Origin of the sequence: Pseudomonas sp. R3-57 (genome assembly GCF_051132065.1) — a bacterium.
Classification (GTDB): Bacteria; Pseudomonadota; Gammaproteobacteria; order Pseudomonadales; family Pseudomonadaceae; genus Aquipseudomonas.
Genome location: NZ_CP071655.1, coordinates 4,212,874 through 4,237,836, shown reverse-complemented (window position 1 = coordinate 4,237,836; position 24,963 = coordinate 4,212,874). Strand labels below are relative to the sequence as shown.

General features: G+C 59.6%; 21 protein-coding genes. 3 read left to right on the top strand and 18 right to left on the bottom strand.

The genetic code is table 11. The features are described 5' to 3' along the window. Window positions 1-54 precede the first annotated feature (54 nt). The 6 genes from J3P93_RS19005 to minC form a co-directional block, all read right to left on the bottom strand. Complete coding sequence (locus J3P93_RS19005) at window positions 55-231, bottom strand: hypothetical protein (RefSeq protein WP_434590683.1); 177 nt, start codon at window positions 229-231, stop codon at window positions 55-57. Between the two features lie 181 nt (window positions 232-412). Then, the gene (locus tag J3P93_RS19000) at window positions 413-1,702 is read right to left on the bottom strand and encodes a M18 family aminopeptidase (protein WP_434590681.1); all 1,290 of its coding nucleotides are present in this window, start codon (window positions 1,700-1,702) and stop codon (window positions 413-415) included. A 178-nt stretch (window positions 1,703-1,880) separates the two neighbouring features. Continuing rightward, window positions 1,881-2,516: an RluA family pseudouridine synthase gene (locus tag J3P93_RS18995; RefSeq protein WP_208938147.1), complete on the bottom strand. Its 636-nt coding sequence runs from the start codon at window positions 2,514-2,516 to the stop codon at window positions 1,881-1,883. A gap of 90 nt (window positions 2,517-2,606) precedes the next feature. Then, window positions 2,607-2,861: a cell division topological specificity factor MinE gene (gene minE, locus J3P93_RS18990; RefSeq protein WP_203421317.1), complete on the bottom strand. Its 255-nt coding sequence runs from the start codon at window positions 2,859-2,861 to the stop codon at window positions 2,607-2,609. Continuing rightward, entirely contained in the window at window positions 2,861-3,673 is an 813-nt protein-coding gene (minD, locus tag J3P93_RS18985; RefSeq protein WP_007913953.1) for a septum site-determining protein MinD, read from the bottom strand. The genes minE and minD overlap by 1 nt, the downstream gene beginning before the upstream one ends. Before the next feature lie 170 nt (window positions 3,674-3,843). Then, the gene (gene minC / locus J3P93_RS18980; RefSeq protein ID WP_090282485.1) at window positions 3,844-4,581 is read right to left on the bottom strand and encodes a septum site-determining protein MinC; all 738 of its coding nucleotides are present in this window, start codon (window positions 4,579-4,581) and stop codon (window positions 3,844-3,846) included. 117 nt (window positions 4,582-4,698) lie between these two features. On the opposite strand from minC, the gene J3P93_RS18975 reads away from it, so the two are divergent. Next, a complete protein-coding gene (locus J3P93_RS18975; protein WP_394507781.1) occupies window positions 4,699-5,631 on the top strand; it encodes a lipid A biosynthesis lauroyl acyltransferase in 933 nt (310 codons plus the stop codon). A 34-nt stretch (window positions 5,632-5,665) separates the two neighbouring features. Further along, complete coding sequence (locus J3P93_RS18970; RefSeq protein ID WP_434590676.1) at window positions 5,666-6,835, top strand: patatin-like phospholipase family protein; 1,170 nt, start codon at window positions 5,666-5,668, stop codon at window positions 6,833-6,835. Window positions 6,836-6,965: 130 nt separating this feature from the next. Here J3P93_RS18970 and J3P93_RS18965 read toward each other — a convergent pair whose 3' ends face one another. The 8 genes from J3P93_RS18965 to puuE all read right to left on the bottom strand — a co-directional run bounded on the left by J3P93_RS18965 (window position 6,966) and on the right by puuE (window position 15,098). After that, window positions 6,966-7,751 (bottom strand): outer membrane protein OmpK, encoded by a 786-nt coding sequence (locus J3P93_RS18965; RefSeq protein WP_090282488.1) that lies wholly within the window; start codon window positions 7,749-7,751, stop codon window positions 6,966-6,968. A 374-nt stretch (window positions 7,752-8,125) separates the two neighbouring features. Then, entirely contained in the window at window positions 8,126-8,911 is a 786-nt protein-coding gene (locus tag J3P93_RS18960) for an outer membrane protein OmpK (protein WP_434590673.1), read from the bottom strand. Window positions 8,912-9,070: 159 nt separating this feature from the next. Beyond that, on the bottom strand, window positions 9,071-10,423 hold the full coding sequence (locus J3P93_RS18955; RefSeq protein ID WP_042608508.1) for a nucleobase:cation symporter-2 family protein: 1,353 nt from the start codon (window positions 10,421-10,423) through the stop codon (window positions 9,071-9,073). Between the two features lie 167 nt (window positions 10,424-10,590). Further along, window positions 10,591-11,895 carry a urate hydroxylase PuuD gene (locus J3P93_RS18950; protein WP_434590670.1) on the bottom strand — a complete coding sequence of 435 codons (1,305 nt, stop codon included), beginning with the start codon at window positions 11,893-11,895 and terminating at the stop codon, window positions 10,591-10,593. Window positions 11,896-11,946: 51 nt separating this feature from the next. Further along, on the bottom strand, window positions 11,947-12,450 hold the full coding sequence (locus tag J3P93_RS18945) for an ureidoglycolate lyase (protein ID WP_016982872.1): 504 nt from the start codon (window positions 12,448-12,450) through the stop codon (window positions 11,947-11,949). A gap of 120 nt (window positions 12,451-12,570) precedes the next feature. Next, window positions 12,571-13,572, bottom strand: a complete 1,002-nt coding sequence (gene alc / locus J3P93_RS18940) for an allantoicase (protein WP_434590667.1) — start codon at window positions 13,570-13,572, stop codon at window positions 12,571-12,573. Between the two features lie 87 nt (window positions 13,573-13,659). After that, window positions 13,660-14,175, bottom strand: coding sequence for a 2-oxo-4-hydroxy-4-carboxy-5-ureidoimidazoline decarboxylase (gene uraD / locus J3P93_RS18935; protein WP_064364561.1), 516 nt, complete (start codon window positions 14,173-14,175; stop codon window positions 13,660-13,662). Next, window positions 14,172-15,098: an allantoinase PuuE gene (gene puuE / locus J3P93_RS18930; protein ID WP_208938137.1), complete on the bottom strand. Its 927-nt coding sequence runs from the start codon at window positions 15,096-15,098 to the stop codon at window positions 14,172-14,174. The genes uraD and puuE overlap by 4 nt, the downstream gene beginning before the upstream one ends. Before the next feature lie 430 nt (window positions 15,099-15,528). Here puuE and uraH point away from each other — a divergent pair, with 430 nt between their 5' ends. Further along, a complete protein-coding gene (uraH, locus tag J3P93_RS18925; RefSeq protein ID WP_008031462.1) occupies window positions 15,529-15,882 on the top strand; it encodes a hydroxyisourate hydrolase in 354 nt (117 codons plus the stop codon). A gap of 100 nt (window positions 15,883-15,982) precedes the next feature. Here uraH and J3P93_RS18920 read toward each other — a convergent pair whose 3' ends face one another. From J3P93_RS18920 to J3P93_RS18905, 4 genes are all read right to left on the bottom strand, one after another. Next, window positions 15,983-17,455 carry a hypothetical protein gene (locus J3P93_RS18920; RefSeq protein ID WP_434590662.1) on the bottom strand — a complete coding sequence of 491 codons (1,473 nt, stop codon included), beginning with the start codon at window positions 17,453-17,455 and terminating at the stop codon, window positions 15,983-15,985. A gap of 5 nt (window positions 17,456-17,460) precedes the next feature. Further along, entirely contained in the window at window positions 17,461-18,864 is a 1,404-nt protein-coding gene (locus tag J3P93_RS18915; protein ID WP_434590659.1) for a hypothetical protein, read from the bottom strand. A gap of 433 nt (window positions 18,865-19,297) precedes the next feature. Continuing rightward, entirely contained in the window at window positions 19,298-20,962 is a 1,665-nt protein-coding gene (locus tag J3P93_RS18910; RefSeq protein WP_434590656.1) for a hypothetical protein, read from the bottom strand. 341 nt (window positions 20,963-21,303) lie between these two features. Further along, the gene (locus J3P93_RS18905; RefSeq protein ID WP_434590653.1) at window positions 21,304-24,816 is read right to left on the bottom strand and encodes a calcium-binding protein; all 3,513 of its coding nucleotides are present in this window, start codon (window positions 24,814-24,816) and stop codon (window positions 21,304-21,306) included. Window positions 24,817-24,963: the final 147 nt, after the last annotated feature.

Sequence of the window (24,963 nt, the reverse complement as noted above, 5' to 3'; positions counted from 1 at the left end):
GGTGGATGCGCTGGAGTGTACGAGGCCCATGGGGGCAATGCGAGCCGGCACGGGTCATTCGTTGAGTTTGGCGAGGATCTTGTAGATCACCGTGGCGAGGATCATCAGCATGCCGATCCACATGGCGAAGACGCCGGCGTTCTTGTCACGGAAGTTGAAACCGACTGCCAGCAGGAGCATCCCGCTGAGGATCGGAATGAGCATGGCGTGGAACGACGACATCGAGATCATGGAGACTGCCTTGTCTTTGAGATGACTGAAGTCTAGGCGGCTTTTCGTGTTGGGGGAGTGATGTGGTGCAGCAATTTGAGATTACTTGTGTCTGAACCGGCGCTTTCGCGAGCAGGCTCGCTCCTACAGTTGGAATCCATTCCAAGGTGGGAGCGAGCCTGCTCGCGAAGCTGTTCAGCCTTTAAGGCAAGTCGCGACTGGCATAGAACGCGCTGAGCACTTTGACCAGGTGCGCCAGATCATGGCTGCCGCACAATTCGCGGATTGAGTGCATGGCGAACGTCGGCAGGCCGATGTCGACGGTGCGCACGCCTAGATGGCTGGCGGTGATCGGGCCGATGGTCGAGCCGCAGCCCATGTCGCTGCGCACCACGAAGCTCTGCACCGGGACTTCCTCGGCCATGCACAGGTGACGGAAGAAACCGGCGGTTTCGCTGTTGGTGGCGTAGCGCTGGTTGCTGTTGACCTTGATCACCGGCCCGGCGTTGAGTTTCGGACCGTGGTTGGCGTCGTGCTTCTCGGCATAGTTTGGATGCACGCCGTGGGCGTTGTCGGCCGAGATCAGCAGGGATTTCTGGATGGTGCGAACGAACTCATCACCTTCCGGCAGCACGCGGCGCAGGGTCTGTTCGAGCATCGGACCATCGGCGCCGCACGCCGAGCAGGAGCCGACTTCTTCGTGATCGTTGCACACCAGCACGCAGGTTTCGTCGGTTTCGGCGTTGAGCAAGGCTTGCAGGCCGGCATAGCACGACAGCAGGTTGTCGAGGCGCGCGCCGGCGATGAAGTCGCCATTAAGGCCAATCACCGCCGCGCTTTGCGTGTCGTAGAAGCTCAGCTCGTAATCGAGCACCACGTCGGCGTTCAAACCGTGTTCGCGGGCCAGTTGATCGGTGAGCACGGCGCGGAAATCCACGCGCTCGTCACCGGCGAACTGCGCGAGGATCGGTGGCAGTTCGGTCTGCGCGTTGATCGCCCAGCCCTGATTGGCTTCACGGTTGAGGTGAATGGCCAGGTTGGGAATGATCGCGATCGGCGCCTTGAAGTCGATCAACTGGCTCTCGACCTTGCCATCGCGGCGGAAAGTCACGCGGCCGGCCAGCGACAAATCACGGTCGAACCACGGCGCCAGCAAGGCACCACCATAGACTTCCACGCCCAGTTGCCAGAAGCCCTGACGCTGCAGTTCCGGTTGCGGCTTTACCCGCAGGCATGGGCTGTCGGTGTGCGCGCCGACCAGACGGATACCACCATGCAGCGGCGAGGTGCGGCCCATTTTGATGGCGACGATGGAAGAGTCGTTACGGGTGACGTAATAGCGGCCGTTCGGCTCGGTGGTCCACGGCTCGCGCTCATCGAGGCGCACATAACCGGCGGCCTCCAGACGCTGAACCAGACTGGCGGTGGCGTGGAACGGGGTAGGGGAGGCCTTGAGAAAGTCGATCAGGCCTTGGTTCAACTCTTCGCGCATAAGAAACTCCAGACAGCAATGGGCGGGAGTTTAACGTATTGGCCAAACAATTGAATCCGACGCGTAACCCCTGTAGGAGTGAGCCTGCTCGCGATTGCGGTGTGTCAGATCATTATGGATTGACTGACAGGGCGCAATCGCGAGCAGGCTCACTCCTACAGGGGTTCGGTGCTGCTTGTCAGAACGGTGCCGGGCACTCGAAGCGCAGGCGTTCGCCGCTTTGCGGGTGGGTGAAGCTGAGCATGCTCGCGTGCAGGCACAGCCGCGGCCACGCTGCCAGCGCCTGTTCATGGGCATAGAGCCCGTCGCCGAGCAGCGGATGGCCGATCGACAACATGTGCACGCGCAACTGGTGCGAACGACCGGTGATCGGCGTCAGTTCGACGCGGCACCAATCGCCGCAACGCTCCAGCACCTTCCAGAACGTCAGCGCATGCTTGCCGAATTCGTGATCGACCACGTGCCGTGGCTTGGTCGGCGGATCGTAACGCAGGGGCAGATCGATGCTGCCGCTGTCGAGTTCCGGCTGACCCCAGGCCAGTGCGGTGTAGGCCTTTTCGGTTTCGCGGTCGTGAAATTGTCGCGACAGTTCGCGATGCGTGTCGGCGTCGCGAGCCAGCAGAATGATGCCGGAAGTTTCCCAGTCCAGACGATGGACGATGCGCGCTTCCGGGTAGCCGTTTTCCTGCAGGCGGGTGATCAGGCAGTCCTTGTTGTCGTCAGCGCGGCCGGGCACCGAGAGCAGCAGGGTCGGTTTGTCGACCACCAGTACGGCGGCGTCCTGATGGATGATGCGGATGTTGGACAACGGCATTAAACAGCCTCGTAACAAATGCCAACGGCGGTTCAGCGTCATTCCTCTGAAGGAATGACCCTGAACCGCCGTCGTACCTGCCGGATCGACTCAGCGATCGGGCAGGGTGATGTTGAGTTCCAGAATCGAGCAACTGCCCTGGTTTTCCAGTGCAACATGTACGTCGTCGTTGCCGATGTTGACGTACTTGCGGATCACGTCGACCAGTTCCTTCTGCAAGGCTGGCAGGTAATCCGGCGTGCTGCGCTGGCCGCGCTCATGCGCCACGATGATCTGTAGACGCTCTTTCGCTACCGAGGCGGTACTTGGCTTTTTGTTGGCACGAAAGAAGTCAAAAAGGTTCATTACCTACCTCCAAACAGGCGCTCGAAGAATCCCTTCTTCTCGACATCGAGGAATCGGTGGGCTTTTTCTTTGCCCAGCAGGCGGTCGACGGTATCGCTGTAAGCCTGACCGGCATCGCTCTGGTCGTCGAGAATCACTGGCACGCCCTGGTTGGAAGCCTTGAGCACCGCCTGGGATTCCGGGATCACGCCGAGCAGGGTTACCGAGAGGATTTCCTTGACGTCTTCAACGCCGAGCATTTCGCCTTTTTCAACACGCTCTGGATGGTAGCGGGTGATCAGCAGGTGTTCCTTGATCGGGTCTTCGCCACGTTCGGCACGGCGCGATTTGCTCGCCAGCAGGCCGAGCATGCGGTCCGAGTCACGTACCGAGGAGACTTCCGGGTTGGTCACGACGATCGCTTCGTCAGCGAAGTACATGGCCAGGTGCGCGCCTTTCTCGATGCCCGCCGGAGAGTCGCAGACGACGAACTCGAATTGCTCCTTGAGCTCCATCAGGACCTTTTCGACGCCTTCGACGGTCAGCGCGTCTTTGTCGCGGGTCTGGCTGGCGGCCAGTACGTAGAGGTTTTCCAGGCGCTTGTCTTTTATCAGCGCCTGTTGCAGGTTGGCTTCGCCGTTCACGACGTTGACGAAGTCGTATACCACGCGGCGCTCGCAACCCATGATCAGGTCGAGGTTACGCAAGCCGACGTCGAAGTCGACGATCACTGTTTTGTGGCCGCGCAGTGCGAGACCGGTACCGATAGCGGCGCTGGTGGTGGTCTTACCCACACCACCCTTGCCGGATGTAACCACGAGAATCTTGGCCAAGGTGTTTCACCCCTAAGGAAGAAGGACTGTTCAGCCCCTGAAAAACATCTCTTGAAAACTACTGCAGTCGGACAGCCTTGGCTGGAATTTGGCTTTAAGGCCTTTTTCCTACTTCGTTTGAGCCGTTTTCGCTACGTTTTAGAGATGCTTGGAAAATGCGGCAGTATCCGTTAAAGCCGAATGATATTCAACACGTCGCCCGACAGGCTGACCTGCACGCCCGAACCCCACATCGGATCGCGACGCAGATCTTCGGAAACCTTGTAATGACCGGCGATGGAGATCAGTTCAGCGCTCAATTGCTGACAGAAAATCCGTGCCTTGGTGTCGCCTTTCACGCCGGCCAGCGCGCGGCCACGCATCGGACCGTATACATGGATGTTGCCATCGGCGAGAAGTTCCGCCCCCGGACTGACCGAGGACACCACCACCAGATCGCCACCCTGGGCGTATATCTGTTGGCCACCACGCACTGGCGTGGTGATGACACGGGTCGGTTTGACTGTCGGCTCAGGCGGCTTTTCCGGCTTCTTTTTGACTTCGGCTTCGGGCATTTCCAGCGGCCGTTCACGGGCACCGGACGGCGGCAGCACGGGGATATCGATGGCGATGGCGGCGGCGATGTCTTCGATGCGGCTGGCGCGAATGGCCAGCGTGCGCAGGCCATGCTGACGGCACACGCGCATCAGCCCCGGCAGGTCGATGGCGCCCTGACTCGGCGGCAGTTTGTCCAGCGCCAGAACCAGCGGCGCGTTGCTGAAGAAATTCGGCGCCTGGGCGACTTTCGCGGCCAATTGCCGATCGAGGCTCTCGAGGTCGTTACGGGCCAGTTCCAGCACAGTAATGGCCAGCATGCTGCCCTTGAGCTGGAATACGGGATCTTGGTCTAACGGGTCGGTTTGGCTCATGTCGGCATACAACGGCTTGTCACTAAAAGTGCCGAGACTTATAACGAGAACGCCCGCGAGCCGCAAGCCGGGTCGAACGATGTAGAATGCGCGGCCACTGTATTTACGGAAGCTTTAATGGATCGCCCGCGTTTTCGAAAAGCATTTCTTGCTCCGCGCTTCTGGCCGCTCTGGTGCGGTCTGGGGCTTTTATGGCTGATCGTGCAGTTGCCGTATCCGGCGCTGTTGACCATCGGTCGAGTTTTGGGCGCGTTGATGTATCGCGTGGCCGGCGACCGGCGGGCCATCGCCCGGCGCAATCTTGAATTGTGCTTCCCGGAAAAATCCGCCGCCGAACGCAAACGCCTGCTCAAGGAAAACTTCGCCTCCACCGGTATCGCTTTTTTCGAGATGGCGATGAGCTGGTGGTGGTCGCGTGAACGTCTGGCGAAACTGGCCCACGTCGAAGGGCTTGAGCATTTGCAGAAGGCCCAGCGCGAAGGCAAGGGTGTAATCCTGATGGCCGCGCATTTCACCACGCTGGAAATCGGCGCGGCGCTGCTCGGCCAGCAACACACCATCGACGGCATGTACCGCGAGCACAAGAATCCGTTGTTCGACTACGTCCAGCGTCGTGGCCGTGAGCGGCACAATCTCGATTCGCTGGCGGTGGAGCGCGACGACGTGCGCGGCATGCTCAAGCTGCTGCGCTCGGGCCGGGCGATCTGGTACGCGCCGGATCAGGACTACGGCGCCAAGCAGAGCATCTTCGTGCCGCTGTTCGGCATTCAGGCGGCGACGGTGACTGCGACAACCAAATTTGCCCGTCTGGGCAAGGCGCTGGTGGTGCCGTTCACTCAGGAGCGTCTGGCGGACGGCAGCGGCTATCGGCTGGTGATCCATCCGCCGCTGGACGACTTCCCCGGCGAAACCGAAGAGGCCGATTGCATCCGCATCAATCAGTGGGTCGAAAGCGCGTTGCGCGCGTGCCCGGAGCAATACCTATGGGCGCACCGGCGCTTCAAAAGCCGCCCGCCGGGCGAGCCGAAGCTGTACGCCAAACGCGCTTGATCGCCCTTTTCTGTAAGCACCCTGGAGGGTTGCGATGCGCCCAGCTGAACCGGTCACAGGTCTGATTCTCTCCGGCGGCGGGGCTCGAGCGGCGTACCAGGTGGGCGTGCTGGCGGCGATTGCCGAACTGCTTCCGCTGGGCGCAGACAATCCGTTCCCGGTGATCGTCGGCACCTCGGCCGGGGCGATCAACGCGGTCAGCCTCGCCAGCGGCGCGACGGATTTTCGCGCCGCCATCGAACGCCTGACCTCGTTCTGGCAAGGCTTGCGCAGCCATCGTGTACTGCGCAGCGACTGGCCCGGCGTCATTCGCCAGGCCAGCCGCTTCGTCAGCCACAGCCTGCTCGGCCTCGGCCGGCAAATGCCGGTGGCGCTGCTCAACAGTTCGCCGCTGCGCGAATTGCTCAATGAAAAACTGCACCTGCCCGGCATCGCCGAATCCATCGCCCGCAAGCAATTGCACGCGGTGGCGGTGACGGCGTTTGGCTACGAATCGGGGCAGGCGGTGACCTTTTATGAGGGTGGCGGCACCATCGATGCCTGGCTGCGGCATCGGCGCATCGGTGTGCCGACGTCGTTGTCGGTCGAGCATCTGCTGGCCAGCTCGGCGATCCCGTTGCTGTTCGCACCGGTGAAACTCGACGATGAGTTTTTCGGCGATGGTGCAGTGCGCCAGTCGGCACCGATCAGCCCGGCCCTGCACCTGGGTGCCAGCCGCGTGCTGGTGGTCGGCGTCAGCGGCAACCCGCGCGGGGTCGATCCGCAACAACCGCTGGCGCGCAGCTACACCGGACAACAACCGACGCTGGCGCAGATCGGCGGGCACATGCTCAACAGCACGTTCATTGACAGTCTGGAGAGTGACATCGAGTTGCTGCAGCGCCTCAACCAGTTCAGTCACTTGCTGCCGGACGGTACGCCGACCCGCGAGTTGGGCGTGGCGCCGGTGGAGGTGCTAGTGATTGCGCCAAGTCAGCCGATCGATGAAATCGCCGCGCGCCATCGCCAGGAATTGCCGGCGGCGTTGCGTTTGTTCTTGCGTGGGCCGGGGGCGACCAAAACGAGCGGGGCGGGGGTGCTCAGTTATCTGCTGTTCGAGGCGGGGTATTGCAGCGAGTTGATTGAGTTGGGGCGAAGGGATGCACTGGCCAAGCGCGAGGAGCTGTGCCGGTTTTTGCGGATATCCGAGGCGGTTTCAGCCTGACATTTGCGGTGCGGCTATCGCTGGCAAGCCAGCTCCCACAGGGGCATGTGTCTTTCACAATTTTTGAATACACATGGAAACCTGTGGGAGCTGGCTTGCCAGCGAAGGCGTCGGTGAGGACGCCGCTGGATCAGAAGTGGAACTTCACCAGGAAGCTTGTGGTGCTCTGATCGGTCTTGAAGTACTGGCTGTCTTCGATGCCGTACTTGTCCGACCAGTAATCGTATTCAACACCGACATACAATTGCTTCTCGCCGAAATTCAGCGCCTTGCCCAAGTCATATTTGACCTGTGGGTTGAAGTGCAGGTTGGCGTGATAGTCGCCCTTGGAGTTGGAGTCGTTGTCGACTACCCAGTCCATGAAACCGTCGATGAGGATATTCGAGTTGCCCACCGGAATCGTGTAGGACCATACCGGCGTGATCTGCCAGACATTGTCACCGGCGCGTGCGCCCTGGGTGTGACGCTGATAGAAGTTCAGCTGGAAGTAGTCGAAGCCCGGAATCGCCAGATCGAAACCCGGACCGATCAGGTACGACTCGGTATCGCCTTCACCGAACTCGTAGGTCATCGCCAGCAGCACGTCGGTCACCGGGCCGAACGCCAGTTTCTGATCGAAGATCTTGCCGAACGACAGACGCGGACTCAGTTCGCCGTAGTAAGTGTTGGAGCCGACGCCGCCATCTTCCTTGCCGTTGTAGAAGATCTTGTCGATGAACAGGAAGTTATCCCCATATTTCCAGGCATCGGCATGTTCGAAGGTGACGGTCTGCTGAATGCGCGGATTGACCTGGAAGTCCTTGCCATAGAGGTAGGTCAGGCTGTTGTTCTGCCATTGCAGAAGGCCGTCGGCCATGGCCTGCCCCCCGGCCAGCAGCGATCCCGCAAGCATCAGGCTGGTGCACATACGTTTCATTCGGTTGCTCCCAAAGTAGGTGTTCCACGTTTGTTTTTTTAAGATCGGCGCTCTGGTGTGGCGCCTTTTTTCATTGCTGCAAAATTCATCCGATCGGTCAGCTTCAATGCTGTTAGCAAGAGCTGAGCCAAGGCGTTCGAAAAGCCAAAAAACGCCCGCTCGGCTGCTGAAAAAACAGTCGATTGCGCGTGTTTTCGGGTTGCCTCGGTACTGACCGGGGCCGGGATAAGTTGGCTTTTCGGTCAGGAATTAAATTCGGGCTTTTTTTTAGACCGAATTCGGAAGGCCGCGGAGAATACTGACTCAACGGCCAGGTCTCAAGTGCCCCGCAACAGAGCACCGACGACAGGCAGGGCGCACGGTTGCGGATCATCTTAGAAGTGCACCTTGAGCAGCAGGCTCGCGGTGTTTTGATTGGTGTCGAAGTTGTGGGTGTTTTCGACGCCGTACTTGTTCTTCCAGTAGCTGTATTCAGTGCCGACATACAGCTGCTTCTGACTCCAGCCCAGGGCTTTGCCGAGGTCGTATTTGATCTGCGGATTGATGTGCAAGTTGGCGTGGTAGGTACCGCGCGAGTTTTCGTCGTTGTCGACGACCCAATCCAGATAGCCGTCAATCAGCACGTCGGAGTTGCCCAGCGGGAAGCTGTAAGACCAGCTCGGCGTGATCTGCCAGACACCGTCGCCGGGGCGTGGGCCTTCGGTCTGGCGGCGGTAGAAGTTCAGCGTGACGTAGTTGAAACCGGGGACTTTGAGATCGAAGCCAGGGCCGATCAGGTAGGCCTCGCTGTCGCCTTCGCCGTACTCGTAGGTCATCGCCAGCAGCACGTCCTTGATCGGGCCGAACTCGATCTTGCGGTCGAAGATCTTGCCGAACGACAGGCGCGGGCTGAATTCGCCATAGAAGGCGTGCGGGCCTTTGTTGGCGTCTTCTTTGCCGTTGTAGAAGATCTTGTCGACAAACAGAAAGTTGTCGCCGTACTTCCAGCGGTCGGCGTGCTCGAAGGTCACGGTCTGCTGGATGGATGGGTTGATGGCGAAATTCTTGCCGTACAGATAGCTGAGGCTGTTGGTCTGCCACAGCAGCAGATCGCCGGCCATGGCCTGACTCGCGGCCAGCAGGCCGCCACTCAACATGACGCTGGTTTGCGTGCGGATCATCGGTTGCTCACTCTTGTTTTTATTGTTTGAGACGCAGAGCTGTAGCTTCTGTAGGAGTGAGCCTGCTCGCGATGGCGTTCTTTAAGTCAACTCAGTTGTTGAATGTCATACCGCTATCGCGAGCAGGCTCACTCCTACATAAAGATCACTGTGTGGCTGTCAGTGCGCATGGCAATCATTGATCGCCGCACGCTCCTTGCCGCCGAGAATGTTGAACAACAGGTTCAGCGTCAGCGCGCTGAGGGTGGCCATGGCGATGCCACTGTGGGTGATCGGGCTCATCCACATTGGCAGATGGGCGAAGAACTCCGGACGGACCACCGGAATCAGGCCCATGCCGATGCTGACCGCGACCAGCAACTGGTTGCGACGGTCACCGATGTCGGCTTCCTGGAGGATCTTGATCCCGGTCGCGGCGACCATGCCGAACATCGCGATCGCCGCGCCACCGAGTACCGCCGGCGGAATCGAGGCCACCAGAAACGCCGCTTTCGGCAGCAGGCTGAGGACGATCAGCAATCCGCCGGCGACGATGGTCACCGAGCGGCAACGCACGCCGGTCATCTGCACCAGGCCGATGTTCTGCGCGAACGAGGAGTGGGTGAAGGTGTTGAAGAACCCGGCGAAGAACGATGCGCCCGCATCACAGAGCAAGCCGCGCCGCAGCATGCGCGGGCAGACTTCCTGGCCGGTGATCTTGCCCAGCGCGAGGAACATCCCGGTCGACTCGACGAAGATGATCACCACCACCAGACACATCGACAGAATTGGCGCGAGTTCGAACTTGGGCATGCCGAAATGCAGCGGGGTGACGAACTGAATCCATGGCGCGCTGGCCATGCCGCTGAGGTCGACCATGCCGATCACGCCGCACAGCACGTAGCCCAGGCACATGCCGATCAGCACGGAAATGTTCACCCAGAAACCGCGCATGAAGCGGTGAACGAGCAGGATGGTTGCCAGCACCAGGGCGGCGATGGCCAGATAAATCGGTGAGCCGAATTGTGCAGCGTCGACACCGCCGCCGGCCCAATTCACGGCAACAGGGAACAACGACAAGCCGATCGAGGTGATGACCGTGCCGGTCACCAGCGGCGGGAAGAAACGCACGACCTTGGACATGAACGGCGCGATCAGCATGCCGAAGAAACCGGCGGCGATGGTTGCGCCGAAGATCCCTTGCAGACCAATGCCAGGCATGCCCGCCATGGCGACCATGCTGCCGACCGCCGCAAAACTGGCGCCCATCATCACCGGCATGCGAATGCCCATCGGGCCGATGCCCAGCGATTGCACGATGGTGGCGATGCCGGCGACCAGCAGGTCGGCGTTGATCAGGAAGGCGATTTCTTCACGACTCAGGCCAGCGGCCTGTCCGATGATCAGCGGCACCGCGATGGCGCCACCGTACATCAGCAGAACATGTTGCAGACCGACCAGGATCAGTTGCAAAAGGGGCAAACGCTGAATGGCGGGTGCGTCGGGGATGCGCGCTTTGGACAGCTCGGACATGCAACACCTCGGATCTTTTTTATTCTTGTGATTAACAGCTGCCGGGTTGCTTGCAGCTGTTTCTTTGCATCAGGTGACCGCGTTGCGGCCAATCGCTGGCAAGCCAGCTCCCACGCAGGCAGTGCAAAACCTTGTGGGAGCTGGCTTGCCAGCGATGCTTTTACGGCTTAGTTGGTCTGCGCTCCCTGAGCGATCCATGCACCGATCAGGTCACGTTCCTGCTGGGTCATCTGGGTGATGTTGCCCAGTGGCATGATCTGCGTGGTGATGGCTTGCGCCTGGATGCGCGCCGCGTTCTGGCGAATCTGCTCCGGGGTGTCGAGTATCACACCCGCTGGCGCTGCGCTGAACAACGGGCTGGTCGGCTTCGACGAGTGACAAACCGTGCAACGTTCCTGAATCACGTGGTGCACTTTGTCGAAACCTGGACCGGCATTGGCGGCTTGCGCCGGTGCTGCGGCAGGCTCGGCAGGTTGCGCCGCATCAGCCGGTTTCGCACCACCCCCCAGCGCCGTTTCCGGCAATGGCTGGTACTCGATTTTCGCCGGTGCCTTGGCCACGTCCGGGGCGTTCGACATCGGCATCGGGCCGGTGACGTAAGCCAGGCAGATCATGCCCACCGCGCCGACCGGCAGGGTCCAGGCGAACTTGTGGCTGTCGTGACGGGTGTTGAAGTAGTGACGCACCAACACCGCCAACACTGCGATCCCGGCCAGGATCAACCAGTTGTACTGGCTGCCATACGTGCTCGGGAAGTGATTGCTGATCATGATGAACAGCACCGGCAGGGTGAAGTAGTTGTTGTGTCGCGAACGCAGCAGACCCTTGGCCGGTAGCGCCGGGTCCGGCGTGCGGTTCTCAGCGATAGCCGCAACCAGCGCGCGTTGCGCCGGCATGATGATGCGGAACACGTTGCCGACCATGATGGTGCCGATGATCGCGCCGACGTGCAGGTACGCACCGCGACCGCTGAACACTTTGCTGAAGCCATACGCCGCGCCGATGATCAGCACGAACAAAATGAAGCCCAGCAGGGCAGGGCGTTTGCCCAGCGCCGAGTCGCAGAGGAAGGAGTAGATGAACCAGCCGACGAACAGCGAGCCGAGACCGATGGCCACGCCTTCCGGACCACTCAGGGTGCTGCCCGGTGCGAGCAGATAGAGCGTCGGATTGGAATAGAACACCACGCACAGCAGCGCGATCCCCGACATCCAGGTGAAGTAGGCTTCCCACTTGAACCAGTGCAGGTTGTCCGGCATGGACGGTGGGGCCAGTTTGTATTTTTCCAGGTGGTAGATGCCGCCGCCGTGGATCGCCCACAGATCACCGGCCAGACCGGTTTTCGGGTTGACGCGGTTGAGGTTGTTCTCCAGCCAGACGAAGTAGAACGACGCGCCGATCCAGGCCACGCCAGTGATCATGTGAACCCAGCGCACGCTCAGGTTCAGCCATTCCAACAGATGTGCTTCCACAGTCTTTACCTCTCGCCTGTCACTCTTGTTGTCGAGTGATCAAACCTTCTCTTATTGGTGGGGGGCGAGGATCAAACGCTCATCCTCTTTGAAAAAATGCTCATCGCAGTTATTGCCTGTGCCACTGCGATCAACCACCAGGAAGTCATCCCGCTTTTCGATCGTCAGCACCGGGTGGTGCCAGACGCCGCGATGGTAATTGATGCCCTGCCTGCCGTTGGTGACGAAGGCGCGGACCAAGCCTGATACAGGTTCATCGCCAAGTGGCGCGACCACGATCAGAAAGGGGTTGCCGAGCAGCGGAATGAACGCCTGGCTGCCCAGCGGATGGCGTTCCAGCATGCAAACGGTCAACGGCATGTCCTGCGCGTCGGCGCGGAATATGCTGATGATCGCGTTGTCCTCAGGCTGTGCGGTTTCGACCGTCGCCAGTTTGTGGAAGCGCATGGTCGAACCGTTGTTGATCATGAAGTGATCGCTGCCGTCGGTTTCGATCACGTCACCGAAAGGGGCGAAGGCTTCTTTGGTCAGCGGTTCAATCGTCAGTGTGCGCATGCTGTTCTTCTTATCCGAATTCTGTGTTGTTAGATCTATCGCCATCGCGGGCAAGCCCGCTCCCACAGTGGACTGTGGCGTTCACAAAACCTGCGGGAGCTGGCTTGCCAGCGATCGGGTTCAACCTTGTTTAGCGACCTTGCCCAGTACACGCAGGCGACTCACACCACCATCCGGGAACACATTCAGGCGGATGTGGGTGATCGGGCCCAGTGCCTTGATCTGCTCGACGAAGGTGTGTTCGGCGTGCATTTCCAGCTTCTGGCTTGGCAGCAGTTCGCGCCAGAACAGCGACTGGGTTTCGATCTGGCTGTCGGTGCCGCCCTTGACGAACGCGCCCTGGATCGAGCAGGTGTCCGGGTAGTTGCCCTTGAAGTGCAGGGTGTCGACGACGATTTTCTCGATCTCGCCCGGATGACCCAGCGCGACGATCACCCAGTCATTGCCCGGCGTGCGACGGCGTGCGGTTTCCCAGCCGTCGCCCATGTTGATGCCACGGCCCGGGTTGAGGATGTTGCTCATGCGCCCGAAGTGTTCGTCGGAGCAGGCGAGGGCGCGGCCGCCGTTGAGGGCTGCAGCCAGGTCGACTTGCTCGTTGTCACCCACCGCCGACCAGTCGCGGAACGGAACGCCGTACACGCGCAGGCGCGCCACACCGCCGTCCGGGTAGATGTTGAAGCGCAGGTGGCTGAAGGCCTGGTCGTTGCTGATTTCGTGGTAGTGGTGGCTGTTGCCCTGCAGCTCGACGGCCGACAGTACTTCGGTCCACTGGGTGTTTTCATCCGGCTCGCCCGAGGCCAGGAAGCAGGCTTCCAGCGAGGCCGACGGCGGGTAGTTACCGGTGAAGAATGAGGTGTCGATGTCGACGCCTTTGATCGAGCCCGGCACGCCGAGACGGATCACTGCGCTGTCGAAACCTTCGAAGCGCTTGCGACGCGACTCCCAGCCGTCCATCCACTTGCCGTTGTCATCGAACACGCCCTCCTTCCATACGGCCGGGGTCGGTTGGAACAGACGATTGGCGTCTGCGAACCAGTCATCGGTGACCGAAATGATCTTGGTGCCCAGACGGGCATCGGCCAGGTTGACGTATTTTTCGAAAGGTACGGCGTAAGCTTTCATTCTTCTTGTCTGCCTTTGAATTAGTGGCTGGGGATGCTTGCAAGGCCCTGGGTACTCTCCGCGTTTGATGTACTCGGGCAATGCTCGCTAAAGGGTCAGTAAACGGAACAGGGCAATCTTGTTGATCTCCGCCAGCGCGCATTTGAACTCGGCTTCCACCGAATTATTGATGCGCGTTTCGAACGCCGCGAGGATCTGATGCCGGTTGCTGCCTTTTACCGCCATGATGAAGGGAAACTTGAACTTGGCTTTGTAGGCGTCGTTCAGCTCGGTGAAGCGCTGGAACTCTTCGGCCGTGCATTGGTGAATACCGGCGCCAGCCTGTTCGTTAGTGCTGGCTTCGGTCAGTTGGCCCTGGACGGCAGCTTTGCCGGCCAGGTCCGGGTGAGCGTTGATCAGTGCCAGCTGACTGGCGTGATCGGCGCTCAACAGGATGTCGCTCATGCGCTGGTGCAGGGTTTCGATCTCGTCGATCGAGGCGTCCGCACCGAGGTCGTAGGCCTTTTCGGCCACCCATGGCGAGTGTTCGTAGATGTCGGCGAAGGCGTTGACGAAAGCGTCGCGGCTCAGGGTCGACGGTTGCAGGGTTTGAAAGCGGCTCATTGGGCGGCCTCTTGGTACGGGTGGGTTTCGTGCCAGTGGCGCGCGATGTCGACGCGACGGCTGAACCACACCTGTTCATGACTTTTGGCGTATTCGATGAAGCGTTTGAGCGAGGCGAGGCGACCGGGACGGCCGATCAGCCGGCAGTGCAGACCGATCGAGAGCATTTTCGGCGCTTCGGCACCTTCGGCGTAAAGCACGTCGAACGCGTCTTTGAGGTATTCGAAGAAATCGTCGCCCTTGTTGAAACCCTGCACCTGGGTAAAACGCATGTCATTGGTGTCGAGGGTGTACGGAATCACCAGATGCGGCTTGCCGGTCGGGTTGTTCGGCTCCCAGTAGGGCAGGTCATCGTCGTAGGTGTCGCAGTCGTAGAGGAAACCACCTTCTTCCATCACCAGTCGACGGGTGTTCGGCCCGGTGCGGCCGGTGTACCAGCCGAGTGGGCGCTCGCCAGTCAGTTCGGTGAGGATGCGGATCGCTTCGAGCATATGCTCGCGTTCCTGCGCTTCGTCCATGTACTGGTAGTCGATCCAGCGGTAGCCGTGACTGCAGATTTCGTGGCCAGCCTCGACCATCGCGCGGATCACATCCGGGTGGCGCTGGGCGGCCATGGCCACGGCGAAGATGGTCAGCGGAATGTCGAATTCCTTGAACAGTTTCAGAATGCGCCAGACGCCGGCACGGCTGCCATACTCGTAAAGCGATTCCATGCTCATGTTGCGCGCGCCTTGCAGCGGCTGCGCGGCGACCATTTCAGACAGGAACGCTTCGGATTCCTTGTCGCCGTGGAGAATGTTGCGCTCGCCACCTTCCTCGTAATTGAGTACGAAGGACAGGGCGATGCGGGCATTGCCCGGCCAGTGTGGGTGAGGAGGGTTACTGCCGTAACCGATCAGGTCGCGTGGGTAGTCAGCGCTCACTGCAGTCTTCCTTCTTATACGTTGACAGAGGGTGTGGCGGCCTGGCGGTGAGGGAACAGGCTGGCGTCACAGCGATGGGCTGATTGTATACAACTTTATTTACATTTTGTAAGCCCGAATTTTCGCATTTTTCACCGACTGTCATCTTTTCCTGATATTGGCGTGAGCCTGCAAGAAACCTGCCTGACCCGTCAGCTATTGAACGGAAGGATCAATGAATAGGCGTATCGCCGTTCAATCAGGAGGAAACCCCCGAATGGCGGGGGTGGCAAGAAAAATGTCGTTTTTATTGTGTACAATTTTTTTGAAAAGTGTCTTAATCAGTCGCTCGCCGCAGCGTTTCGTGCCCCGAATCGGTGCGGTCTCCTTTCCAACTGACTTCGGGAGGCGCGAAGTCTGGCTGCTCCACGCAGGCAGGCGCGCAGAATCAATGGGACGTTTGACTACTCACGTTTTGGACGCTGCACACGGTTGCCCGGGCAGTTCGATCAAGGTCGAGCTGTACCGCGTTGAGGGTTCGCAGCTGGAATTGGTCGCCAGTGCGATTACCAACAGCGACGGCCGGGTCGATGCACCGCTGTTGCAGGGCGATGATTATCGCACCGGGGTTTATCAGGTTCAGTTCCATGCAGGCGATTACTACCGCGCCCGCGGTGTCCAGTTGCCGGAGCCGGCGTTTCTGGATGTGGTCGTGCTGCGTTTCGGCATCTCTGCCGAGCAGGACCACTACCACGTACCGTTGTTGATTTCGCCTTACAGCTATTCCACGTATCGGGGCAGTTGATCCCCCAAGCGGCTGCCCCTGCCGGGAAGCGACTGCGCATATAGCTTCTTTGGTCTTTCGCCCGCTCACACTGCGGGCTTTTTTTCGTCTGGCGACCCCTTCAACGTTCCCTGACAACAAACAACGTCGTCTGCCCCAGCGCGTCCGTTTGCAAACCACCACGCAAACAGACAACGTCGCTGGTCTCGGTACGTGTGCGCTCTAGCTCACCTTTTGTCGCCACACGCCCGGCATCTTCGCGTGCGCTCAGCGGATAAACCATCAAGGCAAATAGCTGATCGATGCCGTCGCGATGAAAGCGCACTTCATGGCTTGACGCTTGCGGTGCGGCGCGTTCGATGACGTAGCCTTCGTCGGCCAGTACCTCGCTGAAAAGTCTTTGCAAGCGGGTCGTCGAAGGCTGGCTGGCGAAGCGGTTCCAGTGTTGGGCGAAGCGTCCGGGATCAAAGTCCAGGCGCGGTAAACCATAGCCTGGCGTCGAGGCGAGCGGGGTGCGTAGCATCAGCAGCGGGTCGGCCAGTTCCCCTTGAGGCGCTTTGTGCAGATCCCGGTGGGTCCAATAGCGCAGGACCCGGTTCAGCACAGCCAACCCTGCACCCGTAATGACTTCGGAGTGACTGGCTTGATTGAACATGGCCCGGGCCAGCGCGCTGACGGAGCGGTCCGCAAGAGATCTGAATGTGGTGGCGATGTATTGAGTGATCGGCATGGCAAAGGGAACGGGATCGTCCAGCACCGTCCACTGGTTGTTGCGGTTAACGACGAACTTCGGCTGCAGTGACGGGTGATCGCGCAGCATGGATTCGAAGGCGTCGTACAGGGCGGGGGAAAACAACGGGTGTTGCAGGTACGCCAGTGATGGCTGGGCATTCAGGTCCTGCTGGACGATCGGGTAGTACTGGCCGTCTATTGCAATGTGCTGCCCCAGCAGTGGGCGGCTGCTGCATCCCCAGGTTCTCCAGAGTCCGAAACGCAGATTCGTCGCTTCGGGATTGGCCGACAGCAGGCTGGCCGCCAGTGCTGCGCCGGAATCGGTGGGTGGCGGGGCAGGCTCATGGCGCGTGACTTTGCGCTGCCACAGTCTTGTTCCTGGAATCGGTTCGAACAGCAGAGCGAAATCAGTGCGGCGCGTCGCCGAGCTTTGCTGATAGTCGCCGGCGCTGTTCTTGCGCACCATGACCGTTCCTTGCGCCGTATCGACGTATGTCTTGCGGTGCTTGTCATAGCGGATGCCGTCGGTGTTATCCAGAGGCGATGAGAGGCGGGCGGCGTCAGCGGCTGCCAGATAAATCGGCTGATCGGCCTCTGCGTACTGCTCTTCGCGCTGTGAATCTTGCGTCAACCAGTCCGGTATTTCGACGTTCCACAACGGTTGCCGTTCTGCCTTGATCAGCACGGACGCTGGCAGCGTGGATGCGTCTGGTCCTCCAGCGGAATCAGCCTGTTCGTTTGCGTGGTGGCTGTTTTGCAGATCGATACGAGGCCGTTCCGGTGCGTCATTTATCGGGTGCAGGGGTATCGGCGGCGTATCGGCAGGAATGACTCCCGCGCCGCGCTTGGGTGGTTTGACCATTGGTTTCAACCCTCACGAACGATGAAAAGTGTCTGGGTGTCGGCGGACAGCCGTTGCACGCCACCCACCAGATGGGCGACCTCAACCTGACTCAGGTATTGATCAAGATCGCGTTTGTTTTCTGCGCTTAGCGAGGCCAGAAAGTCGGGATTGTTGAAGTTGGAACCGGGGGTGGTGTAGCGAGGTACCTGATCACCGCTGACCAGCGGGAGTTTCAGGATGAATAGCCCGGTGATCTCTGGCCGGTGGAAGACCAGAGTATTTTCGACAAGCATGGTTACCGGCGGCGCGACGCTATAGCCGTTGTCTTGCAGCAGATCGATGAACAACGTACGCAGATTGAGTGCGGTCGGCTGCGCGTTATAGGCGGCCCATTGCGCAGGGAATTTGCGCGGGTCGAAGTCCAGACGCTGTAGCAGAGTGGAGTTGTAGTCAGGCAGGACAAGCAATCCTGCGCCTGGAGTGCTGCCGGGTGGCGTCGACAGTTTCGGTAGCATCAGCAACGGTTCGGCAAGGCCGAATCCCGGTGCCACGTTATTCACCCTGTCGAGCCAATGGCGATACGTCAATGACACCACGGAAAGCCCGTCGCCGTTTATGCCCGTGAGCAGAGACGCGCGATCGAACACAGCTCGGGCGAGGTTGCTGCTCGAACGTTGCGACAGGTGTCTGAATGCCGTGGCGACATATTGGCTGGGGGACATTTCAAAGGGCGGATAGCCATCCAGAACCTGCCAGTGGCCGTCGCGTTTGCGCGCCCACATCGGCTGGCGCGACGGTTCATCGCGCAACATGTTTTCGAAGGCATCGAACCTGTGCGGGGTAAAACCCGGGTGCTGCACATACACCAGGCCGCTTTCAATGCCCAGGTGTTGTGCAAGGATCGCGTAGTGCAGCCCGTCTATCTCGATCGAATCGCCTGATTCGGGTCGGGTCGATTTGCCCCAGTTTTGCCAAGGGCCGGCGGAAAGATCCAAAGCCTCAGTCTGGCGCGATACAAGATTGTCGATCAGCGTGCGGGTATCGCTCGGGGCAGGCGATCGTTGTGTCGCGGGCGCGGATTGAACAAGGCTGATCGGCGATACCGAGGCCGTTTCACGCCAGAGTGTCGAGCCAGGAATCTGCTCGACCTTTTTTCCGGTCGGCGTCGATTCGCCGGCATAGGTCTGGCGCCAGCCATCGGCGGCATGGCCGACCATGACGATGCCTTCTTGTAGCTCGACATAGGTTTTGTTGCGCTTGTCGTACAGAAAACCCTCTTCGCTGTTGCGTTTGCGCGTCAATTGCGTGGCGAATTCCGGGTTGATAAAAACCGTCTCCGACGAACCTTCGCTGGTGGAGGGGCTGCCCGATGTCGGCGGCTCGGTGCCAAGAGCATGCTGTTGTACTGAATCGCCGGCGCGGGTCATGCTCAATGCAGTGTCGGAAGCTGGAGGCTCACTTATGGTGACCGTGGGACGTATCGCACGGGTGTCCGGGAAAGGGCTTGCGGTGATTACGCTCGCGGCGGATTGCCCGCTGTCGCCTGCTGAGGTTCCTTGTACAGCAGGCGAAGGATGGGTCGACGTAGTCGGCGTTTGCGTTGAAGACGGGCGAGGGATTTTCTTGGGGGGCTTGGCCATAAAACTGCTCCGATGAACTGCCGATCAGGGTGGGCCGGACAAGCGGGGGCGGGTTCGCGCCTGCCCGATGCCCTGGCTTGAAAGCGTTATGGTCGGCAAAGGGCAGGCGAGGCGTGCGGTATATAGGTATTGCGCTGAGCAGGCGTGTTGCCGCGTGTTACGCGGCGTAAACGATCCGCCGCCAACACCCGCCATCCAGGGTGAGTGTTGGTGAGGCAAATCAGCGCTCCCGGATGATGAATACCGAGTCTGGATTCGATTCGACCTTTAATACCCCGCCGATCAGCCAGATCACTTTGCCTTGCGTGGCTGCGGTGGTCAGCTCACGAAACGCCTCGCTGCCGATTCTGCTCGGCAGGCTCGGGTCTGCCAGTTCATTGCCGGGCCTATGGGACAAGCCAACCTGGGCAACTGAACCCAGCTTCAAGAAGTACACCGGGTCATGGCCTTCGCGCTTGAACACCAACGTCGGCTGGCGGTGTTCGTACGTCAGAGGAAAGACGTCATAACCGCAGCGAATCAACAGCGCACCGAGCAGGCGCCTGAGGTTCAGATCGGTGGGCCAGGCTTTGTAGTGATTCCATTCGATGGGAAACCGTTGTGGATCAAAGGTCAGCCGTTGCAGTTCGCTGTCCGATTGCGAAGGCATGGGGATGAGTTTCTTGCCGCCGACATCAATCGAGGGCGCGATCGCCAGCATATTGAGCGGGTCGGCATAAGCCGGTGCGGAGGGAAACGGCTTCTGCTTCCATTGGTGCAGGACCGCCTGGATATTGACCAGACCGGTGCCGGTGATGACGGCGGAATTGTCGGCGAGTTCGAACAGCCTTTTGCCAACCGCCCATGCTGTAGCTGCGGAAAAATCGGGAAAGGTGTTGGCCACCGATTGCGATATGGGCTCTTCGAAAAAGCGTTTGCCGGGGTGGATTTCACCGGGATCGTTACCGATGCGAAACGTGGCGACCGGTTGCAGTGACGGCGCGGAGCGCAGCATCTGTTCGAACCCCTCGAAGCGAGCTGGGGCAAAGTCCGGGTGCTGCACGAAATAGACTTTCGGTGTGCGATTGGAGCCAACCGGCACGATCGGGTAATGCAACCACCCCAGCTGGATCGACTCCACGACGGGAGGCTTGTTCAAGTGCCCCCAGGGTAACCAGAAAAACGGCGTCTGATCATTCGGCAAACTGGCGGCGGGCGGTGGAGTTGTGACCGGCTGCTCGCTAGCATCGAGGCGCACGCGTTTGTTGCTCTCGACAGTCGGCTCGGCGATACGACGAGGCACGCCAGTTGAAATTCCGGCCTGAGCCTGTGTGGTTTTTCGTCGCCAGAGCAGGCTGTCGGGAATCTGTTCAAAGACGATGTCGAGGGCGCTTCGCGTGGTCGCCGAGACATGCTGGTACTCGCCTTGCGGATTCTTGCGAACCATCACCGTGCCTTCTGCCGTGTCGACGAAGGCTTGCTTGAGCTTGTTGTAACGGATGCCTGCGCTCGACATGTCTGCTCGGGTCAGAGTGTTCGCATCCTCAGGCGAAAGGTAGCTGGGGAGCGGGGTATCGGTGGCTGTGGTTCGCGTCTGGCTGGATGCCCGGCCGGGGCGCTGAAGTTGCCAACTGGCGTGCCCTTCAGGCTTCGTCAGAAACGGGCCGGCGACACCGGGTGCGAAAGTCATCGGCATGTAATAGCGGCCTTGCGCATCCTCTTCGACAAGAAAGCGTCCTTCGCTGCCGAGTTGCGCGTAAGTGCGTTGATCCGGTCCGGTGAACAGTCCGCTGTTTTCTCCGATCGGGGTCAGCTCGCTCAGGCGATTGTCAGGCCAGGCGACGGCATGGCGTGGGGCACTGACCGATTGGGCGGCTGGTCCCGGCATCGTGCTGACGGTGATCACCGCAGGGGCGATGTTTGCCGTACTCGACGAGCCGCTGGTCGAGTCGACGCCGGATAACGGTGTGTCAGGCAGACTGACGTTGCTGCGAGTACCTGAGCCTGACTGAACTGGTCGGGTGGTAACGGTGGTGTCGGCTGCTGTGGTCGCAGGAATCTTTTTCGGTGGTTTGGCCATGGGCAATTTACTCATTCGGTTTTGATATCGAGTGCTGTCAGCGCGCTCGCCGTATCGTTCAGGCGCACGCGCAGGCGTCCCGCAAAAGTCTGGTCCGGAACAGGATCTGGAGGTTGGGTCGTTGCTGTTGCGCGGACGTTGTCAGTGCTGACTAGCGGTCGCCCGCGTCATGCCGGTGGGACATCGAGCGCAGGCGGATTGAAAATGTGCGCATCCTGATGGCTGCACCGATTGATGACTTTCAACTTCGAATATTCGACGCGGGATTTGTCGCTGCGCAGGATCCAGCCGTGGGCGGCAAAGCTGTAGCTGAACGCACCGGGCCAGTTGTCGGCAAAGAGGATGTTGCGCACTTTGACTTGTTGATTCGCCATTGACGCGAAGGCGTCGGGAAGGGCTATCGCCGGGTCGGGTTCTTCAAAGAACCGCGCATCGAGGCCATCCCGGTAGACCCGGTCGAAAGAAAGATCCACCACATGGACGATGCCTTTTTCCGTGATGACGCGGATCTGGTCGATCAGGTCTTCACTTTCATAAACCGGCAAGTGCACCGTGCAGGTACCGATCTGCAATTGGTTGTTATCCAGTTTGACCTCAACCTTCCCCAGCGCTGTCGCGTCGAGCTCCCAGGTAGATGAGTAAGGCAGCCTGACCACCGCGTTGACCAGTGCGCCCGGGGTTGTCAGCCTGATGGTCCGGTCGGCGACAAGATGAATCAGGTAGGTGCCACCTTCACCCTCCAGTGTTTCCAGTGCTGTCTGATTGGCGCCGGGCGCAATGACGGCGCATACGTTTTTTGCACTGAGCTTCCACGCTTCGTTCGTTGGTAACTCATAAGTGAACTGCCGCGCACGAAACTCAAGGGGCAACTTCAGCGCCGTCGTCCAGCACCTGAAGGCATTGATCTGGTAGTTGTCGTCGGCCGGGGCGGCGTCGGTTTCTGCCGTAAGCTGCGCATTCAGTGCAACGCCGTCGTTGAATATCAGCAGATACTGGTGACTGGGGCGGGCAGCCATGGTGCGCAGGATCTTGACCATGTTGCGGGGGGCTGAGCCGCCTCGCGCCCAGGCAAAATGTTTCAACGTCAGGGTTTTATCGCCGAAGTGGTAGGTCAGGTCGCAGCCGGCCAGCAGGTCGCTGCTTTTCGCCGATTCCGTGGCGCGGAAGTGAGCTTCGACTTTGCTCAATTCGGTGCTGGCGTAATCCAGATGGATACAGGTAATGACGTCGGGTCGTTCGGCTGAATAGAACGTAGTGCTTTGCCCGGTGCGCGGCAGAAAATAACGCGCTTCATGCTGATGCAGGATCCAGCATTCAGGGTTGTAATGGATGACGGGTTTTGGAGGCTTGCCGTGTTTCAGGATGACCACTTCGATATCGACCGTCTCGCCGCTTTCGATGGTTTCAGGCAGGTCTGGTCGCAACACGTATCCATCCTTGGTCAGGAACGTCAGTTTGTTGTTTTTCAAGCGGCGCTGTTTGTTGATCGTTTCATAGACTTCATGGATGAAGACCACGCATTTCGGCCTGTCGTGGAACTCGAATCCGGACGTAATGACCAGCGAGTTCTTTTCGATGGCCCAGCTTTCGATCAGGCTGACACGCCAGGCAAATTCAACGCTGCTTTCCTGCTTGCCGTCTTCGATGATGCAGAACCGACCCTCCTGATGAGCGATGAAATACTCATCGATACCTTCTTCACCCGAGGCGATTGCGCCTTTATGCAGCAGCTGTATCTGGTCGTTGCCGGCTCCCGCTTTTATCGTATCGCGGCCGCGGGATTTGATGATGTTGCGTTGCTCGGTGCCCGTGACCACGCTTGCCGCACTGTTCACCGTTTCCACGTTCTCAATGCTTTCCAGCAGGCTGTGGAATGTAAAATCGGCCCCGTCGTCGGCATCGGAATTGGGCTTCCTCACTTGCAGCGTGCCGGCCTGCAGGTCAATGTCATGGCCCTGTTGCGTGAACTTGAAGCCATCCAGAGCCAGGGTGTCGTTACCTGCGCCGCCTCTCAACTTCGAATACGTCGATCCCTCGGCTTTTTTCGAGATGGAACCGGCAGCCGACTGGAATACGAAACGATCGTCCTTTTCGCCACCGGTCAGGTCTTTTATCCCTGAGCCGTACTGGAAGATATTCGATTTCTTTTCCACACCCTTGATCGAATCGCGACCATCGCCAAGCAGCCATAAAATACTCTTGTCGTCGCCGGCAACCCCCAGCACCGCGCCGGGGGTGTCTTTGGTGACGCCTTCGCGGGCATCGATGGTGTCATCACCACCGCGGATCACCGGGACGTTTTCGGTTTCCCAGGCATCGATCTTCGTCCACCAATTGCGTTTCCACACTTGTCTGCTGACCAGATCGACTTCGAACGCGCCATTGACCACCGCTTCGGTGGAATCCTTCAGATCGACGTCCAGCAATCGGCGGGCATTGCGCTTGAGTCGTTCGGTGTGCTGAATCAGGGTTCTGGCCCGGCTGTAGCGATCCTTGACGCCTTGCTCGACGTCCATCATGCAGAACGAGAAAAAGCCCGAGCGCCAGCGTTCGCCGACGGTGAGTTCGATGTAATCATCGATGTCGTCGACAATGCGTACCGCGCCATATATCTGCGATCCGATGGCCAGCATCGCACCGGCCAGCAGGCCTGCCGGCCCCACGAATGACAACCCCGCCAGCGCAGCGCTACCGAGAATGATGGTCATGGCGGCGCTGGTGATGCTCAAGCCGGCGCTGACGTAATGGTCGATGGCCTCTTTGCCGGTTGCATGGCTCGCGGCATTCAGCGAGCGGACGGCGGTGTACACATCGAATGGTAGTGTCAGCGCTCCGCCAATCAGTCCACCGGATCGACCGAGCCGCACCGCAAACCTGGTTTTGGCGAAATCCTTGAAGGCGCTTTGCCCGGCCGTCAGCATCTCGGCGGCGATCTTGCTGACCCCGATGTCGATGGCGATAGAGCCGAGTTCCGAGGCAATCCCTACGCTGTTGATCACGACTTCAGCGTTATCACCGGCCTTGACGGCCTGAACCACGCCACGCAAACCCATGAATATGCCGAACGCCTGAAGCCCTACGCTCGAGCCGACGGTCAGGTGCGTCTTGGCCGTGGCAACCCAGCGCCGAGTGTTTTGCGGTAACTGACTGTGCTGCAGATCGAGTTTCCGTGCCGAGCCGAGGAGTTTCTTGATCTTGCTGCGGTAACCCGATGAATCGACGTCGTCTTGCGGGTTATCGCGGATCAGCGCCGGGGCAGTCAGCGGGCGGCGGCTGGCCATGTCGAAAAGCAAGGTCGGCAGCAGGTAGGCGTTACTACCGCTTGAGGACTTCATGTGCCGTTCGATTGCGCTGGCGCTGAACTGTAACGAATCGATGAACGAGCGCTGAGGAATGCGGAAAAAGGTGTTTTTGCTGGTTAAAGGTTGTCCGTCGAATGTTGCTCCCAGTCCATCGAGAGAGACGCGGGTAATCGAGACTTCGCCAATCTGGAAAGGGCCGAACACCGAGTCGTTGAATTTCAACTGATGAAGTTTGCTTTTATTCGAAGTGGCCGCTGCGTTGTCGCTACTGTCGGTGAAATCGATGGTCGAGACGTTATGTTCATTGGTCTCGATCTGCATATCCGTGATGACGACCGGGTCAGTTTGTATCGAGGCTTCGCTTATCAGGGTGGCCATGTGAACGTCCTTGTTCTGGCGGGTTGTCGTAAAAACACGCCGAGATAGTACGAGGAGCGTTCCAGGGATGTATATCAACGGGTTGTTGCGGTGTATTGCGCGGCCTGCAGGAGAACAGGGCGTTGGGAATTGCCGACAGGCGAGGAG

Coding starts and splice junctions, on each gene's coding strand:
- alc (WP_434590667.1), bottom strand. CDS start 13,572: ATGAAAGCTTACGCCGTACCTTTCGAAAAATACGTCAACCTGGCCGAT.
- minE (WP_203421317.1), bottom strand. CDS start 2,861: ATGAACCTTTTTGACTTCTTTCGTGCCAACAAAAAGCCAAGTACCGCC.
- J3P93_RS18915 (WP_434590659.1), bottom strand. CDS start 18,864: ATGACCCGCGCCGGCGATTCAGTACAACAGCATGCTCTTGGCACCGAG.
- J3P93_RS18965 (WP_090282488.1), bottom strand. CDS start 7,751: ATGAAACGTATGTGCACCAGCCTGATGCTTGCGGGATCGCTGCTGGCC.
- minC (WP_090282485.1), bottom strand. CDS start 4,581: ATGAGCCAAACCGACCCGTTAGACCAAGATCCCGTATTCCAGCTCAAG.
- J3P93_RS18960 (WP_434590673.1), bottom strand. CDS start 8,911: ATGATCCGCACGCAAACCAGCGTCATGTTGAGTGGCGGCCTGCTGGCC.
- J3P93_RS18905 (WP_434590653.1), bottom strand. CDS start 24,816: ATGGCCACCCTGATAAGCGAAGCCTCGATACAAACTGACCCGGTCGTC.
- J3P93_RS18970 (WP_434590676.1), top strand. CDS start 5,666: ATGCGCCCAGCTGAACCGGTCACAGGTCTGATTCTCTCCGGCGGCGGG.
- J3P93_RS19000 (WP_434590681.1), bottom strand. CDS start 1,702: ATGCGCGAAGAGTTGAACCAAGGCCTGATCGACTTTCTCAAGGCCTCC.
- J3P93_RS19005 (WP_434590683.1), bottom strand. CDS start 231: ATGATCTCGATGTCGTCGTTCCACGCCATGCTCATTCCGATCCTCAGC.
- J3P93_RS18995 (WP_208938147.1), bottom strand. CDS start 2,516: ATGCCGTTGTCCAACATCCGCATCATCCATCAGGACGCCGCCGTACTG.
- J3P93_RS18920 (WP_434590662.1), bottom strand. CDS start 17,455: ATGGTCAAACCACCCAAGCGCGGCGCGGGAGTCATTCCTGCCGATACG.
- uraD (WP_064364561.1), bottom strand. CDS start 14,175: ATGAGCCGCTTTCAAACCCTGCAACCGTCGACCCTGAGCCGCGACGCT.
- J3P93_RS18955 (WP_042608508.1), bottom strand. CDS start 10,423: ATGTCCGAGCTGTCCAAAGCGCGCATCCCCGACGCACCCGCCATTCAG.
- J3P93_RS18975 (WP_394507781.1), top strand. CDS start 4,699: ATGGATCGCCCGCGTTTTCGAAAAGCATTTCTTGCTCCGCGCTTCTGG.
- J3P93_RS18945 (WP_016982872.1), bottom strand. CDS start 12,450: ATGCGCACACTGACGATTGAACCGCTGACCAAAGAAGCCTTCGCCCCT.
- uraH (WP_008031462.1), top strand. CDS start 15,529: ATGGGACGTTTGACTACTCACGTTTTGGACGCTGCACACGGTTGCCCG.